General features: G+C 51.8%; 9 protein-coding genes. 5 read left to right on the plus strand and 4 right to left on the minus strand.

Annotation, left to right across the window (positions count from 1 at the left end; all coding sequences use genetic code 11):
* Nucleotides 1-322: 322 nt before the first annotated feature.
* Both JT719_RS05820 and fbp read left to right on the plus strand, forming a co-directional pair.
* Nucleotides 323-1,969, plus strand: a complete 1,647-nt coding sequence (locus JT719_RS05820; RefSeq protein ID WP_207431548.1) for a UxaA family hydrolase — start codon at nt 323-325, stop codon at nt 1,967-1,969.
* Between the two features lie 180 nt (nt 1,970-2,149).
* Nucleotides 2,150-3,139, plus strand: coding sequence for a class 1 fructose-bisphosphatase (gene fbp, locus JT719_RS05825; protein ID WP_207431549.1), 990 nt, complete (start codon nt 2,150-2,152; stop codon nt 3,137-3,139).
* Nucleotides 3,140-3,402: 263 nt separating this feature from the next.
* Here fbp and JT719_RS05830 read toward each other — a convergent pair whose 3' ends face one another.
* The 4 genes from JT719_RS05830 to JT719_RS05845 form a co-directional block, all read right to left on the minus strand.
* Complete coding sequence (locus JT719_RS05830) at nt 3,403-4,080, minus strand: LamG-like jellyroll fold domain-containing protein (protein ID WP_207431550.1); 678 nt, start codon at nt 4,078-4,080, stop codon at nt 3,403-3,405.
* 285 nt (nt 4,081-4,365) lie between these two features.
* A complete protein-coding gene (locus JT719_RS05835; RefSeq protein ID WP_242693082.1) occupies nt 4,366-5,133 on the minus strand; it encodes a rhamnogalacturonan acetylesterase in 768 nt (255 codons plus the stop codon).
* A 9-nt stretch (nt 5,134-5,142) separates the two neighbouring features.
* Nucleotides 5,143-6,531 carry a glycoside hydrolase family 28 protein gene (locus tag JT719_RS05840; protein WP_207431551.1) on the minus strand — a complete coding sequence of 463 codons (1,389 nt, stop codon included), beginning with the start codon at nt 6,529-6,531 and terminating at the stop codon, nt 5,143-5,145.
* A gap of 111 nt (nt 6,532-6,642) precedes the next feature.
* Nucleotides 6,643-7,041: a VOC family protein gene (locus tag JT719_RS05845; protein ID WP_207431552.1), complete on the minus strand. Its 399-nt coding sequence runs from the start codon at nt 7,039-7,041 to the stop codon at nt 6,643-6,645.
* A 571-nt stretch (nt 7,042-7,612) separates the two neighbouring features.
* Here JT719_RS05845 and JT719_RS05850 point away from each other — a divergent pair.
* The 3 genes from JT719_RS05850 (at nt 7,613) to JT719_RS05860 (ending at nt 16,383) form a co-directional block, all read left to right on the plus strand.
* Entirely contained in the window at nt 7,613-9,490 is a 1,878-nt protein-coding gene (locus tag JT719_RS05850) for a cyclic nucleotide-binding and patatin-like phospholipase domain-containing protein (RefSeq protein WP_207431560.1), read from the plus strand.
* Nucleotides 9,491-10,269: 779 nt separating this feature from the next.
* Nucleotides 10,270-14,052, plus strand: coding sequence for a S8 family serine peptidase (locus tag JT719_RS05855; RefSeq protein ID WP_207431561.1), 3,783 nt, complete (start codon nt 10,270-10,272; stop codon nt 14,050-14,052).
* A gap of 120 nt (nt 14,053-14,172) precedes the next feature.
* The gene (locus tag JT719_RS05860) at nt 14,173-16,383 is read left to right on the plus strand and encodes a tetratricopeptide repeat-containing sensor histidine kinase (RefSeq protein WP_207431562.1); all 2,211 of its coding nucleotides are present in this window, start codon (nt 14,173-14,175) and stop codon (nt 16,381-16,383) included.

Genomic DNA, 16,383 nt, shown 5'->3' on the forward strand with positions numbered 1-16,383 from the left:
GTGCTATAAGCCTCCAGTTGATTCGGGGCTGTTTTCCGGAAAACAGCCCCGAATCAACCGGAATTATTTGCGGTGCTCAACCGTTTGCCTATTAACCGCAAGACAAACCCCAAAGCAAATGGAACCAGGCAAACGCTTTCTTTTCTCCAGAATGCTGCCCTTACCGGCCATTTTCCATTCCCAAAATGGAAACCCCAAAACACCTGCCTTAACCTCCATTAAAAAACTTTAATTTTTTAAGAGAATTGATTCAGATTTTTTCAATATCTCATAAATATTGATATCTTGCGCAATCGATTGCACATCCTACCTGTTCAGAGATATGTTACATAGAATATTAAAGATCCATCCGAATGACAATGTGCTGGTAGCACTCACGGATTTGAAGAAAGGCGAGGCCGTTCAATATGATGGCGCTCAGATAGTGTTGGTTGACGACGTGCAGGCAAAACACAAGTTTGCCCAAGCCCCTATTGCCGCTGGTGACGAGATCCTGATGTACGGATCTCTGGTGGGCAAGGCCGTGACCGACATCCCGGTGGGTGGCGTACTCACCACCGCCAACGTGAAGCACCAGGTAAACGGCTTTACCGGCAAAACCAAAACCATTGGCTGGCAGGCCCCGGACGTGTCTAAGTGGGTGAACCGCACGTTCATGGGCTACCACCGCCCCGATGGACAGGTAGGTACCGCCAACTTCTGGCTGGTGATTCCTATGGTATTCTGCGAGAACCGTAACGTAGACATCATCAAGCAGGCCTTCCTGGACGAGCTGGGCTTTGGCCAGCGCGATGTGTACAAGTCGTATGTGCAGCAGATGGTAGACCTGTACCAGTCTGGCAACACCGATGCCATTGAAACCTTAACCCTGCAGAAAACCCAGGCCCCTGCCCAACGCCGCGTGTTTGAAAACGTGGACGGCATCAAGTTCCTGACGCACCAGGGCGGCTGCGGCGGAACCAGACAAGACTCAGACATGCTCTGCGCCCTGTTGGCCGACTACATCCATCACCCTAACGTGGCCGGTGCTACCGTGCTGAGCCTGGGTTGCCAGAACGCGCAGGTGAGCATCCTGGAAAACAAACTCAAAGCCCTCAACCCTAACTTCTCTAAGCCGCTTTACATTCTGGAGCAGCAGAAAGAAGGCACTGAGGAAGAACTGATGTCCAAGGCTATCCGCCAGACCTTCTTAGGCCTGATTGAAGCCGATAAACAGAAAAGACAACCCGCTCCGTTGAGCAAGCTTTCCATTGGTCTGGAGTGCGGCGGCTCTGACGGATTCTCCGGTATCTCGGCTAACCCCGCTATTGGGCATACCTCAGACATTCTGGTGGCCCTGGGCGGTAGCACCGTGCTGTCTGAGTTCCCTGAGCTGTGCGGAGTGGAGCAGGAACTGATCAACCGCTGCGAGTCTGAGGAAGCCGCTGAGCGCTTTGCTTCTTTGATGCGCGCGTATGCGGCCTCGGCTGAGGCGGTTGGTTCCGGGTTTGACATGAACCCCAGCCCGGGCAACATCCGCGATGGCTTGATCACCGATGCCATCAAATCGGCGGGTGCGGCTAAGAAAGGCGGTACCTCCCCTATCGTAGACGTGCTGGATTACCCAGAATACGTGAAAAAGCCCGGTTTAAACCTGCTGTGCACCCCTGGTAACGACGTGGAGTGCACGACGGCGCTGGTAGGTGCCGGTACCAACATTGTGCTGTTCACCACTGGTTTAGGAACGCCCACCGGTAACCCTATCACTCCGGTGATCAAAATCTCCTCTAACACCAAGTTGGCGCAGCGCATGCCAGACATCATTGACATTGACACCGGACCCGTAATCTCTGGCGAGAAAACCATTGAAGAAATGGGCGAAGACGTGCTGGATTTCATCATTGAGGTAGCCAGCGGTCGCATTGAAGTAAAAGAGAAAATCCTGCAGCAAGATGATTTCATTCCGTGGAAACGCGGCGTGTCTCTTTGATCTGAAAGCAGCCCAAGGCTGGCAAAAGGCCAGCTGATTAATACATACTAAGTAGGCCCCGTACCTCATTCCATTTCAGCTTTGCGCGGGCATCTGAGTTTGGGGCACGGGGCTTTTTATTTACTTTATTTTATTCTATCAAAATATAATATATTCATTATCAACTAAGTACCTCTCCTTATGAACGATGCATTAGCCCTTCCCGTTGGCACTACCCTGGACCGGTTTATCATGAAAAAGCAGGAAGATTTCCCTTTTGCTACCGGTGAATTATCGCAGCTACTTAGAGATATTGCGTTAGCCGCCAAGATTGTAAGCCGGGAGATTAGCCGCGCCGATCAGGACACGGTTGGTAAATTTGGCAAACAAAACATTCAGGGCGAAGACCAGCAGAAACTGGATGTGATTGCCAACATCCGGTTCATCAGGGCGCTGCGCAACGGCGGCGAGGTCTGCACCATTGTTTCAGAAGAAGAGGAAAACCTGATTCATACCGGTAACTCCCACGCCAAGTACATTGTGGCCATGGACCCGCTGGACGGTTCCTCCAACATTGACGTGAACATTCCCACGGGCACCATCTTCGGGATTTACCGTCGCCTCTCCGATGGCGGCCAGGAAGGCACCCTGGAAGATTGCCTGCAGAAAGGCACCCAACAGGTGGCTGCCGGATACATTCTGTACGGGGCCTCCACCATGCTGGTCTACACCACCGGCTGCGGCGTGAATGGCTTCACCTACGAGCCTTCCCTGGGCGAATTCTTCCTCTCCCACCCCGACATGAAAATACCTGACCGCGGCAAGCAGTACTCCTGCAACGAAGCCAACGTAAGCGACTTCCCCCTGGGCATCCAGAACTATTTGGCGTTCTGCAAAGAGCAAAAATACTCTTCCCGCTACATCGGCTCCCTGGTAGCCGATTTCCACCGCAATCTTCTGAAAGGCGGCATCTACTTCTACCCGGGCTCCTCCAAAAACAAAACCGGCAAACTCCGTCTGCTCTACGAGTGCAACCCGCTCGCCTTCATTGCCGAGCAAGCCGGCGGCCAGGCCACCGACGGAATTGACCGCATCTTAGACAAAGAACCATCTGAACTGCATGAGCGCTGCCCCTTGGTCATTGGCTCCTCTGAGATGATTGATAAAGTGCGGAAGTACATGACTTTGTAAGGAAAAACTTGAAAAGCAGAGGAGGCGTTTTAAGGCAGATTTCAACAAACCTGCCTTAAAACGCCTCCTCTGTTTCTGGTGAGTTACATCTTTATCAGAATCCTCGCTCGCCTCTGGCGAGTGTGCGTTATCAGGCGGCGTCTCGCCGCTATGTGAATTATTAAACTTTCCCCCATATCGGCCAGAGGCCGAAGAATAACGCACACTCGCCAGAGGCGAGCGAGGGACCTGTGGTAGAGGAACTTGGAATAGCAGCGCTCAGCTTACAAAAAGTTAGAATATTTCTTAGGCTGAAGGGCGGTTTTCCAGACTCTGATGCTCTGGATTTCGCCGTTGAACCAGGAGCGTTTGTCCATGCGGGTACCGATGGAGGTTTTGGCTGAGGCCGGGATGGGCAGGTACTCAATTTCGCCGGAAAGCTCCAGTTGCCCGTTCACGTAACCTTTCAGTTGCTTGTTTTTGTAGGTGAGCGTCATGGTGGCCCACTCGCCTACCGGGTGCGTTTTGGTAGAGTCAATGAGGGTGAGGGCTCCGTTTTCGGTGCGCAGGAAGAAATCGGCGTACCACTGGTTCCGGTTGTTCAGCCGCAGTTCCAAAAGCAGACGGCGCTGCCCGGTGCCCATGTCTTCTATGTGCAGGAAACGTTGCTCCACGTTGGCCGGCCAGGCTGCATTGGGTTTGAACACCACCTCAATGGAGAATTCCTCGGCCCCGGCAATAGGGTTGTGGTCTACCAGTAAGCCATCGTCTTGCCCATCGAAAGCCACTACCTGCGCTCCTCCTTTTCCTGAGATCAGTTTGGGATTGCCTAAAACAGTGGTAGGATGCCCGCCTATTAATGACAAGGTCTCCATCTTCCACTGCACCGGCTTCTGTACGGCACAGGAAGAAACCAGCCAGGCAGAAAGGAAACAGAAGAGAAAGGCAGCGGCTGATTTCATATGGGCTGATGGTTACAGAATCTCCGTTTCGTGTCTACTTTCTGAACAACAGCCCCGAAACGGAGCCAGTTTTACCAGACGATTTGGTTTTATGTACGAGTTTACTCCCGTTTTGGGCCTCTCCAGAAAGGCATGATTTTTCAACTGTAATCTCCTCACTGGCCCGGGTTTACTGCTAGTGTTCCGCCTTCCTGATCTGGTTGGTGTAATAAGAACAAGAGGAAAAGCGATCAGTAGCGTGATTCGAAAATGAGTTGCAAACGCGCGCCAACCGGAAGAAATCTTTTACTGTTTCACTTGCGGTTTTACCAGTCTATCAACCAGATCCAGTTTCTGGGCTTTCATTTCGGCTAAGACAATCTGGGCCATCTCGCGGGCGCCCAGCTCGTTGAAATGAGTATCGTCTTCCTTGCCCTGCGGATAGTTGGGATGCTCCTCGGGTTTAAGGTGAATAAACAACAGCTTAGAGCTTTCTGGCCCCAGCTTTTGCAACAAGGCCTGGCTTTTGCGGTCAAGGTCAATCAAGGCTACTTTCTGCTTCTGCGCCACCGCCCGCACGATGCCCGAGTACAACGCGTGCGTTTCCTCAATCTTGCCGGTTACATCAAATTTGCGGCGGGCGGCGGGAGTGATGAGCACCGGGATTACTTTCTTCTTTCGGGCCTCGGAAATGAACCGCTCCAGGTTGGCTTTGTAGTCGGCCTCGGTAGTGTAACTTTTCTTGGTGCTTACCTCATCGTTGTGCCCGAACTGGATGAACAGGTAATCGCCGGCTTTCATAGACGAGGCCACCGGTTGCCACAGGTTTTCCTCTATGAACGTGCGGGTGCTTCGGCCGTTTTTGGCGTGGTTTTCCACCGTAACGCTGGAATCAAAGAAATACCTGAACGGCATGCCCCAACCGGTCTCAGGGTAGGCTTTGGTTTCCTTGATGGACATGGTAGAATCCCCGATCAGGTACACAGTGATGGGCTGTTTCTCATTGACCATGAAAGACATAAGCCCCAGGCAGCAAAAGCAGAACAGTAGCAGAGCAGAGGTATACTTCATCATAAAACCAGATTACAAGTTGGAGGCAGTTTCTTTGGGCAAGGTGACTTTTTCGCCGTTGATGGTTACGTTCTCAAACAGGATGTTCTCGACGTTAGAGAACTTGTAGGGCTGTTTTACCCCGTTGATTTCCACGTTGATGAGGCGCAGGTTCTCTACCGGCGATTGCTCGTAGCCTTCCAGCAGAACGCCCACATCGCCGCCATTCTGCACTTTCATGTTACGGACCTCAATGTTGCGCACCACCGGTATGTTATTTCCCTTGGGCTCTGACGGATCATAGAACATGTTCACCCGCACCACTTGTTGCTTGATCTGGCCTACCTCAATGTTGCGCAGATAGACATTCTCCACCAATCCGCCACGGGCCGAGTTGGACTTGATGCGCAGGGCACGGTCCAGCAGCGGGCTGTTCATCTTGCAGTTCTCGGCAAACACATTGCGGGTACCGCCCGTGATCTCACTACCAATCACCACGCCACCGTGCCCGTTGATCATGGTGCACCCTTGGATGATGATGTTCTCGCTGGGCACATTGATGCGGCGGCCATCGGCGTTACGGCCCGATTTTATGGCGATGCAGTCATCACCGGTGTTGAAGTAACAATCTTTGATGAGCACGTTCTTGCAGGACTCGGGGTCGCAGCCGTCGGAATTGGGTCCCTGACTTTCCACGGTCACGCCCTGGATGGTCACGTTGGTACACAGCACCGGGTGCAGCACCCACATGGGCGAGTTCTGGATGGTCACGCCCTGGATTAATACATTCTCGCAACGGTAGGGCTGCACAAACTGCGGCCGCATGTAATACCCGGGCCCGAACTTTCTTTCGGCCACGGGTACATAATTATCGGCTAACTCAAACAACCGGTCCCGGTTGCCGGGGCTTTTTTGGGTAGGCTGTCCGGCTTTGGTGCCGTAATGCTGACTGCCCACCCAAGGCCACCAATGCTCGTTGGAGGCTTGCCCGTCCAGGGTGCCTTCGCCAGTAACGGCAATGTTCTTTTCCTCAAAGGCGTAGATCAGCGGCGAGTAGTTCATGAGCTCAATGCCTTCCCAGCGGGTATGCACCATGGGCAGGTATTGGTTAGGATCAGTGGAGAACAGAATGGTGGCGCCTTTCTCCAGGTGCAGGTTCACATTGCTTTTGAGGTAAATAGGTCCAGACAGATATTTGCCGGCGGGCACCACCACGCGTCCGCCGCCCGCCTTATGGCAAGCTTCTATGGCTTGCTTAAGGGCCTGCGAGCAGTCTGTGGTACCGTTGCCCTCTGCGCCATACGTGCGCACGTTGAAATCACGGTTGGGGAACGTGGGTGCCTTGATCTGCTTCAACACCTTCTGGGCGTATCCCCACGGATCGGCCTCTATGGCCTGGTTGCTCTGGCTACTTTGACTCATGGGTTTCTGGCCGCAGGAACAGAGAGCGCTCAGCAGCACTGCCATCGCGGTTCCCAGCAAATACTGTTTTGGGGTCATTTTTCTGAAATCAGGGGGAAAACATATGGTACCTTACCATTCTACCCGCGCCAGCATGGGCGTACCGCGTTTGCAGAGTTGCAGTGCTAAGCCCCAGGGATCACGAAGCATGACCAGGTGAGAGCCGTCTTCCAGGTGCTGATCTGATTCCAGGGTGGCACCCGCAGCGCACAGGCGTTCTTTGTCCTGGGCAGGGTTTTCTGACACGAAGGCCAGGTGTACCAAAAGCGGATTCATGGTGCGGTACGGGGGCACCTCCGCCACCGGGTTCAGGTAAATCTCCACCATGATTCGGCCGCTGTCATCGGCAATGAAGGTGGTGTAAGGCGCTTCTTTCATCTGCCGGATCACCCGCATGCCTAGGTGTTGGGTGTACCAATCTGTCATGCCCAGTGGGTCTTCTACATTGAGGGCAAAGTGTTCTAATTTCATGTGGTTTGCATTGCAGGCTTTCCTTTCCCTTCCTGAAACAGGCTTATCCTTTTTAAAACTGCAGATTTGCTCAGGACATAGTAAGGAAAACCTGTGTAGTTAAGCATAAACGCCAATGCCAAAAGGGACAAGCTCTAAAGCGCAATCGATTGCGCATCTTCATCTAAAAAAAGCACCTGGGTGCTAGTTGTCTCCTTATGGCTATTGACAGAACAATATGGCCACCCTTTTTGCCTAAACCAAATTATATCTTTCATTTTTGTGCAGAATTGGTAAAATCAGGCTTTAAACGCATTCATCTCTTCTCAAATCCTTCACTGGTTTGTCTTCACCAGTGTTGCTTGGTCATTAAGAAACTAGCTGGTTTCCTTTAAGCATCTGGTTTCCCATTTAATCCTTCTTTGCAGAATCTAGCCTATAAACATAAGTTCCTTCAGTGGGCAAGGTTTATACCGGACAGGAGTCAGGCCAATCCGAGGTCTATGCATGCTTACTCCCCTTCTCTCGCTATCTTTTAGGGTATATTTTAACTAACTTTATTTCAATGAATTACCTTTAAAAACCCAGTCTTATGGAACAAGATTATGTATCAGAGCCCCTGCAGGAGAACCATCCGCCAGGGGCTCGTATGGCAAGGTTAAAACACCTTATACAAGCCCAGTTCAGTCATTTGCAGGAACCCGTTTTGGAGGAATTGCTGCTGAAATTCAGGTGGGTTGAGTTCCCCCGGGGGGAAATCCTATGCCGGGAAGGCGAGGTGGGAGATTGTGTGTACCTGTTGGTATCGGGAAGGTTGAAGGCCTGGGTAGATTTCAACACCCCGGAGGCCCGCGGGGTAGGCGAGATTGCCCAGGGCGAAAGTGTAGGTGAAATGGCGCTCATCACCGGGGAGACCCGCTCGGCTACCATTGTGGCCATGCGCACCTGTATGCTGGCCAAACTGCTTAAGTCTGATTTTGATGAGCTGGTAGCCCACCACCCCGAGGTAGTAGTCACGCTTTCCAAACTTATCATTGACCGTCTCACCTTTACCATGCACCATACCAGGGTGCCAGCCAGAAACACCAATTTTGTGCTGGTTCCCGCCACTGCTAGTCCTGTCACCCGGGACTTCATGCACCAACTGGTGAACACCCTGGAAAACCAGTACAGGATCAGGTACGTCCACAAGGAACTGCTTCCCCTATCGTTGAGTGATTCTTCGCTATCTCCCCAGGAACGCTTTTTTGAGATCCATAACTGGATGGCCGAGCAGGTTGTGGACCACGGCTTTGTGATTTTTGAGGCAGACCCCGAGAACCTGGAGTGGACCAACCACTGCCTGCGGCAAGCCGATAAAGTCCTGCTCCTGACCGAAGCCTCCCACGGATCTGCTCTTTCTGAATTGGAGCGTTTTCTTTTCAGCGGCGGTGACCCATCTCTGAACCAGGCCATTGAAGTAGCCCTGCTGTACCCGCCCGAAACCCAACAGCCTGCCCAAACCCACGCGCTACTGGAGAACCGACCAGTGTCCCGGCATTACAACATCCGGCTCCAGGACAGCAAACACCTGAACCGCTTAGCCCGCATGCTCATGAACAAAGGCATAGGATTGGTTTTTGGCGGCGGCGGAGCCAAAGGGTTTGCCCACATCGGTATTTTCAAAGCCCTGCACGAGGCAGAGGTTCCCATAGACATGGTGTGCGGCACCAGTATAGGCGCTATCATTGCGGCGGCCGTAGCCCATGAATGGAGCCCCGAGGAAATCTATCAGAAAGGTAGAAGCGCCTTTGTCACCGATAAACCTATGAGCGATTATACCTTGCCCGTTCTGTCGCTCATCAAAGGGCACAAACTGCAGGCTACCAACAAAAAGTATTTTGGGGAGCATCACATAGAAGACCTCTGGCTGAATTTCTTCTGTATTTCCAGCAACTACACGCTCTCTGAAATGGTGGTGCATGAACGTGGGCCGCTGTGGAAAGCCGTAACCGCTTCGGTTTCCATTCCAGGCGTGTTGCCCCCGGTGGTAGAAGGAAACAACCTGCTCATAGACGGCGCTTCCTTCAACAATTTCCCGGTGGATGTCATGAAAGCCCGCTACGGCGGAAAACTGATTGGCGTGAACCTGCTGGAAGACAAAGAATACAAACTGAACTATACCAATCTGCCGAGCGGCTGGCATCTCTTCTTTTCGCGGTTCCTCCCCTTCCTGAAACGGTATAAAAGCCCCAGTATTTCGGCCATCATGCTCAAGTCCACCATTCTCTCCAGCATGGTTCACCAGCGGAAACAAATCAACGACCTGCACCTTTTCATGAACCCGCCGGTGGGCAAGTTCAGCCTGCTGGACCTCAATAACTTTGATGCCATTGCCGCTACCGGTTACACCTACGCAAAGGATTTCCTCCAGAACGCCAACCTGGAGGTTTTAGGAATACCGAGAAACGAGAAGTTGGTAGTGAAGTAAGCAGTCATTGAGAAAAGTAGCTCATTTGCCCGTTTGTCAGAACCTGCGAAAGCCCAACTCAAAAGCGGGTGCATCCTTCCTATTAGCATTTGGTTTAGAGAACATTTCCAAAATCCAGCCCTGAAACAGATTACCGCTTTCCTTATTGATAGCAATAAGCCTATAAAACTCGCACCATTACGTAAAGCTGGCTCTATGGTCTAGCCACTCCCTCTGTATTATGTTAAGGGTTTTCTTGAATAAACCCCTCCTATTTAGTATCTTGGCAGGAAATTTTTGTAATACTTCTGATCTCCTTCTCTATTGGGTTGTAAGGAATCAAAGCCCCTCACCACCATCCCATCTCCGGGAAAAGGTTTCTAGCACATTTCAGGAAAAGAGCTGTAGAACAAACCTGTAGAGTACCCTTTGTAAATATCAAAGAAGTACGCAGCCTGTACCCTCCATTGGAAGCAGGGCTTACTTCTTCTATTTCACTCTTTCGCTTACTGCAAGCCTAAGAATTCCTATTGGTCTCCCTTTTCTCCCGCTCCTTGCCACGCCCTCCCTCCCCCTGCAATCAGAAGGCGTTTTCATTCCTACGTTGGCCCATTCATCCCTAAATGACACCCTTCATGATGGCAACCTTTACTAAACTTAATCTGGGCAGCCTCAGAAATCCCCTTTCTGCTGCGCCGGTTAAAGCACTCGTTCTCTTTTGCACCCTCTTCCTAAGTTTTTTCTGTCATTTACCTTTTTCCACTGCCCAGACTACCACCACCGAAATTGAAATTATCCCCATGCTGGAATGCGTGAAGTGGAATCCGGCGGATAGCAAATTTGAGGCTGTTTTTGGGTACAATAACCCCAGTAAAACTGAGACCTACATTCCTCCGGAAAACAGTTCCCTGTCTTGTGACGCCACCGTATTAGCCGGGCAAGTACCCACAACCTTTAAACCAGGCCGGGTATTCGCTGCCTTTTCAGTGAAGTTTGATTGTCCGGTGCTTGTCTGGACCGTCATTGGCCCCAGCGGCAAACCCAGATCCATTTCGGCGAGTAGCAGTTCCACCGCTTGCGCCACCGGAGGCAACATAACGCCCGTTATCACCTCGCCGGGAAAGAACCTGTCCAAGATTGGGTCAGAACTCACCATTTTACCAGAGTCGGGGCTTTTGAAAAGCAACCAGGTCTACCAGATAGAGAAGTTTAACGGCCAGGACTATGTGTTCATCAGTTTGTATGCCGTGCAAGGCGCGGTTACAACTCTACTGAATGACCTTAAGATTCTTGGCTTGTTAAACCCCAAAATCAGCAATCTGCATATCACCGGCTGGTTGCCTATTACCAAACTGCCTAACCTGAATGGACTAACCAGCCTGGACCTGGCAATGCCAGTTTTCACCCCATTAACCAACGGCGGAGCCACTACCACCCAGGGAGATCTGGCCCAACGCACCGATCTGCTCCGGACTGCCTTTGGTGTACAGGGGCAGGGAAACAAGATTGGGGTACTCTCAGACAGTTACAATGCGAGGTTAGGCAATGGAGCCTTGCTGGGGGTACAACAGGGTGATTTACCCGGTCCTGGTAATCCCATCAACCCGCTTCCGGTGCAGATCCTAAAAGACTTGCCCAACGGTTCTGACCTGGGCACCGACGAAGGCCGGGCAATTCTGGAAACCATCTTTGATGTGGCTCCCAAAGCCGCGCTGGTATTCAGGACCGGGTTTGATGGCCCCATTGACCTGGCACAAGGCATAAGGGAATTGAAAGCCACGGGCTGCAACATTATAGTAGATGACATCACGTACATAGACGATCCCTTCTTCAGGGATGGGATTGTAGCCCAGGCGGTAGATGAGGTAGTGGCCCAGGGAGTCGCCTATTTCTCTGCGGCCGGTAATTTTGGGGAGCGTTCCTACCAGGGAGTTTTCACACCCGTAGACCCGGCTACCAACCGGAAACACAATTTTGGCGGCGGCGATGTGAGGCAACGGGTTTTTCTGGCCGAGGGAACTTACACCCTGGGCATGCAGTGGTTCAGTTCTACTGGGCAAGACCTGGACTTCTACTTAACAGATGACCAGGGCAACATCATTATTGGATATAACCGGGCCAGTACGTTTCCTTTTGAGGGCATGTCTTTTGAAGTATCGGCGGGCGGTGCTATGGCAAACATAGTGGTAGAGAATGCCAGCGCCACCCTTGACCCAAACGTGGTGTTCAAGTACATTATCTTTAGAGGCAACGCAGGCATTGGAGAATACCGCACAGGTACCTCCACCATCACCGGCCACGCCAATGCCGCCGGAGCCATGACGGTAGGCGCAGTTCTGTACTCCAACACTCCCCGCTACAATACTCCGGTGCCCACCATTGCCTCTTTTTCTTCCAGGGGGGGCACGCCTCTTCTTGCGGCTGGGGCCACCATCCGAAGCAAACCAGATTTTGTGGCTCCCAACGGAGGCAATACTACGGTTCCCATTGGGGTGCTGTACAATGACGGGGATTCTTTCTATAACTTCTTCGGGACCTCCGCGGCGGCTCCCCACGCCGCCGCCGCCGCGGCCCTGGTAATGGAAGCGCACGTGAAGTTTTCTGGCCCAACCCTAGCTCCGGCGGCTGTAAGAAACCTGTTACGGACTTCGGCATTGGACATGGGCCCGGCCGGGCCTGATGTGGCCAGCGGGTATGGGTTCATCAGGCCAGACAATGCCATTTCCACCTTTGCCACGCCCACCCCTATTGCCTTGAGTATCTCTACCCCTAATGGCGTATCGGCGGGAAGCAGACTGATTGTACAGGGGCACTACTTCAAGGGAACCAGCCAGGGCAGCATCTCCAAAATCAAGTTTGCCGGCACAGAACTTCCTACGGTTTACATCAGCGAGACGCAGCTGGAGACCGTGATTCCGGCTTATGCAGGGAACCCCTCTATTGAGGTTTGCAGCCCGTCTACCAGCATCAAAGGTGGGGACGGCGGTTGCTCTAAGCCCCTGTACCTGTTCCCTAAAAAAGTTATCAGTATAAAAGCCAATACCCTGACCAAAGGCTACGGTGACGCCCTGCCAACCTTTACCGCCACCTTTACCCCCAATGATAGCCTTAGGTCAAGCGATATAAGGTTCACGACGCTGGCCACCGACCTAAGCGATGTGGGAGCTTATGTGGTTACGCCATCTCTGGTGGCGGGTCATCCCTTCTTGGCGAGGTCTGACAAGTACGAGATGGTGTATGAGCCCGGTATACTGCAGATTGAGAAAATCGCGCTGGAAATAGGAGCCCGGGATGTGGCCATTGCCGAGGGCGCTCCCATCACTGGGTTTGCATACTCCTTCAATTTCCCCACACCCATCAGGAACACCAGCGACCGGATTGAACTGGTGCGCAATAACCTGCTACAGACCCATCTGGCGCTTCAGACAAACAAAGTAGCGTTAGTCACCGAAGCCGAGCTGCTAAACATAGAGTCTATCAGAAACCGGAGCTTTCTGGTGAGTGAACTAGCCGAAACCAGTGCTGCCCGGGTCATCAACTCCACCCGGGTTCTGAACATCAGCAGCAGACTCTTGAATGAGGTAAACAGCAGCGAATTGAACATATCTTCCGTTTTCAATTCCACCTACCTCATGAATGCCGCCCGGGTAATCAACGGAGCCCGGGTGATTAACGCCGCTAGGGTCCTGAATGCCGCACGGGTTTTGAACACCAACACCGTAGGGCCTGCCAACAATGAGAAATCTATCCTTATCCTGAACGAAGCAGATGAGGTTCTTTCCAGACTGTTTTCTATTAACCTGATCACCGGGTACACCCTGGGAGCGCACCGCTGGGCACCTGCTTCCCTCCTGTCGCCCAACGTGAATGTGACCTACGGTGAACCCGGCAACTTCTTTGTGAACCCCATAGGAACTGGGGTAAGAGCCGTGAAACCCATTCTGGAATGCGTGCAGGTCTCTAGTCGGCCGGGGTTCTATATTGCCCATTTCTGGTATGAAAACCCCAATACCCAAACCGTGGGTTTACCGCTCAACAGTGAAAACAAGCTCATTTTTGCCGGTACGCAACCGCCTTGCTTTGTAAACGGAACCATGATTCCTACCATCTTCAAACCGGGTAGAAATTACGCGTTCTCGGTGGAATTTGATGGTTCTAAACTAACCTGGGATTTAACCAGCTTCCAGGGAGTCAAAAAGACGTCTGTCGCTTCCTCGGCTAGTTCCACTTCCGCCAGATGCAAAAGCAATATTGGCATAATCTCCCCTTGTGCTACTACCACGCCGCAGGGTGTACTGGCCAGCAAACTGGAAACCATCCCGGAACAGGCCACTGAAGCAATACGGGTGTATCCGAACCCCATAGGGAATGAGGTGTCCCTTGACTTAAGCACCCTGGAAGAAACAGAAGTAACTGTGTCAATTGTAGATGTTTTGGGAAAAACGAGCCTAAAACGGCAGACCCTGCAAGCAGGCACCGCTGCTCATATCCTGAACACCAGACATCTTGCCTCCGGGGTGTACCTGCTGAAGGTAGAATACGGACACGAGGTGAAATCTTTCAGACTTGTGAAACGGGAGTAACGCTGCTCCGCAGAAAGGAACGCCCGGATACAACTTGTAAACCCAGGCACCAGCCACTCCTGATTCAACAGGAATGGCTGCAGACCTGAGAGTACTTAGAAGCACTTTAAAGCATGAGATATGAAAAAATCATTGTTGCTGTTGCTTTCTTTTCTTCTGTCAAACTTACTGGTGGCCCAAACCGCTTCCCAAGACAGTTTGCAGGCCCTGCTCAAAACCGCCACAGACACCACACGGGTGAACATCTTACTGGAGTTGAGCAAGGCCTATAACGGATCAGACCAGGCCAAAGCCATTGCCTATGCCCAGGAAGCACTGGCCGCCTCCCGAACTCACCATTTTCCGAAAGGAGAAGCCTATGCCCTGAAAAGCCTGGGACTGGCCTCTGTAAGCGTAGGAAATTACCCAGAGGTAATCCGTTACTGGGAGCGTTCATTAGCCATTTTCAACCAGCTGGGCGACAAAGTGGGGGCTAGTAACATGCTCAGTAACATTGGGGTGATTTACTCTATCCAGGGGTGGGAAGCCAAAGCCATTGAATTCTACCTTAAATCTCTGAAGAAGGCAGAAGAAAGTGGCGATAAACTCCGGATCGCCACTGCGCTGCTGAACATTGGGGCGGAGTATTACAACAACCCTGCAACCGTAGACAAAGCCCTGGCCTACTACCTGCGGGCCTTGCCGCTCAGCAAGGAGATTGGGGATAAGACCACTCTGGGTACACTTACTGTGAACATTGGCGAAATCTATTTTGTCAAAGGTGACCACAACAAAGCCTTGTCATACTACCAGGAAGCCCTGAACATCTTACAAACCGATGGTATCAAAGACAAAGTAGCCTATACCTTGAACAACATAGGCAAGGTGTATGCTGCCCGCGGAGACTTGCCAAAGGCTCTGGAACAGCACCAGAAAGCCCGGGATATTGCCAATTCTGTCTCAGCGAAGCTGGAAGAAGCCCAGGCCCTGAATTACATTGGTCAGATTAACCTTAAGCTGAACCGGGCAAACCAGGCGCTGGCTACCTTCCTGCAATCCAAGAGCATTGCCAGTGCGTTAGGGGCAAACCATGAACTGAAAGATGCCTACGCTGGCTTAGCTCAGGCTTACCAATCGCTCGCAGATTACCAGAAAGCGTACCAATACCAGTCGCTGCTGCTGGGCATAAAAGACACCCTGTACAACGCCGAGACCAAAGAGAAAATCAACAACCTGGAAGCCGCCTACCAGAACGAGAAAAAGCAGAACCAGATTGACCTGTTAACCAAAGACAGTCAGCTGAAACAAGCCAGTCTGCAACGGCAGCAGGTTTTCCGGAATGCGCTGCTGGCGGTTTTGGGGCTCATCATCATCATTGCGGTGGTTCTGTTCTTTAACATCAGGAACAAGGTAAAAGCGAACCAATTGTTGCAGCGCAAGAACGCCGAGATCAATGCCCAGAAAGAAGAACTGGCCACCCAGCGGGATCATCTGGAGAAAACCTATAATGACCTGCTCAACACCCAGGAGCAGTTAGTACAGTCAGAGAAAATGGCTTCTCTGGGCCAGCTCACTGCCGGGGTTGCCCATGAGATCAATAACCCCATCAACTTTGTGTCTGTGGGCATAGAATCGCTTAGGGTGAACTTTGCAGACATTGTGGAAGTGGCAAAAGGATATTTCCAGCTGAAGCCCGGCGAAGATAATACCCAACATTTGCTGAAGCTGGAAAAACTCAAAAAAGAAGTGGAGGTAGAAAGCCTTATTCAGGAATCTGAGCACCTTTTCTCCAGCGTGAAAAACGGCGCCACCCGCACCAAGGAGATAGTGAAAAGCCTGAAAAACTTCACCCGCCTGGACGAAGACAACCTCAAAAAAGCAGACCTGCACGAAGGCTTAGACTCTACCCTGGTTATTTTGAACAACCAATTGAAAAACCGGATCAAAATCGTGCGCAACTACGGCGACCTGCAGGAGATCAACTGTTATCCGGGCCAGCTGAACCAGGTGTTCATGAACATCCTGAACAATGCCGCCCAGGCGATACCCGGGGAGGGCACCATCGCTATCAAAACCTACACAGATGATGATTATGCCGTCATTAAGATCAGGGATACGGGAACGGGCATGACTGAGGAAGTGAAGAAACACATCTTTGAGCCGTTCTTTACCACCAAAGACGTGGGCGAAGGCACCGGTCTGGGGCTTTCCATTTCCTACGGCATCATTGAGAAGCACAAAGGCAAGATAGAAGTAGAATCCCACCCCGGCGAGGGTACTGAGTTCACCATCAGAATTCCATTGCAATTTACCCCAGTCTCCCAGGTCCAGAAACTGGAGACCGTAGAATAA

Origin of the sequence: Sabulibacter ruber, assembly GCF_017355955.1 — a bacterium.
Lineage (GTDB): Bacteria > Bacteroidota > Bacteroidia > Cytophagales > Hymenobacteraceae > Nibribacter > Nibribacter ruber_A.

What these genes read in the sequence shown, in the direction of transcription:
- JT719_RS05835 (WP_242693082.1), bottom strand. Translation starts at nt 5,133, where the DNA reads ATGATGAAGTATACCTCTGCTCTGCTACTGTTCTGCTTTTGCTGCCTG.
- fbp (WP_207431549.1), top strand. Translation starts at nt 2,150, where the DNA reads ATGAACGATGCATTAGCCCTTCCCGTTGGCACTACCCTGGACCGGTTT.
- JT719_RS05820 (WP_207431548.1), top strand. Translation starts at nt 323, where the DNA reads ATGTTACATAGAATATTAAAGATCCATCCGAATGACAATGTGCTGGTA.
- JT719_RS05850 (WP_207431560.1), top strand. Translation starts at nt 7,613, where the DNA reads ATGGAACAAGATTATGTATCAGAGCCCCTGCAGGAGAACCATCCGCCA.
- JT719_RS05855 (WP_207431561.1), top strand. Translation starts at nt 10,270, where the DNA reads ATGCTGGAATGCGTGAAGTGGAATCCGGCGGATAGCAAATTTGAGGCT.
- JT719_RS05830 (WP_207431550.1), bottom strand. Translation starts at nt 4,080, where the DNA reads ATGAAATCAGCCGCTGCCTTTCTCTTCTGTTTCCTTTCTGCCTGGCTG.
- JT719_RS05840 (WP_207431551.1), bottom strand. Translation starts at nt 6,531, where the DNA reads ATGAGTCAAAGTAGCCAGAGCAACCAGGCCATAGAGGCCGATCCGTGG.
- JT719_RS05860 (WP_207431562.1), top strand. Translation starts at nt 14,173, where the DNA reads ATGAAAAAATCATTGTTGCTGTTGCTTTCTTTTCTTCTGTCAAACTTA.
- JT719_RS05845 (WP_207431552.1), bottom strand. Translation starts at nt 7,041, where the DNA reads ATGAAATTAGAACACTTTGCCCTCAATGTAGAAGACCCACTGGGCATG.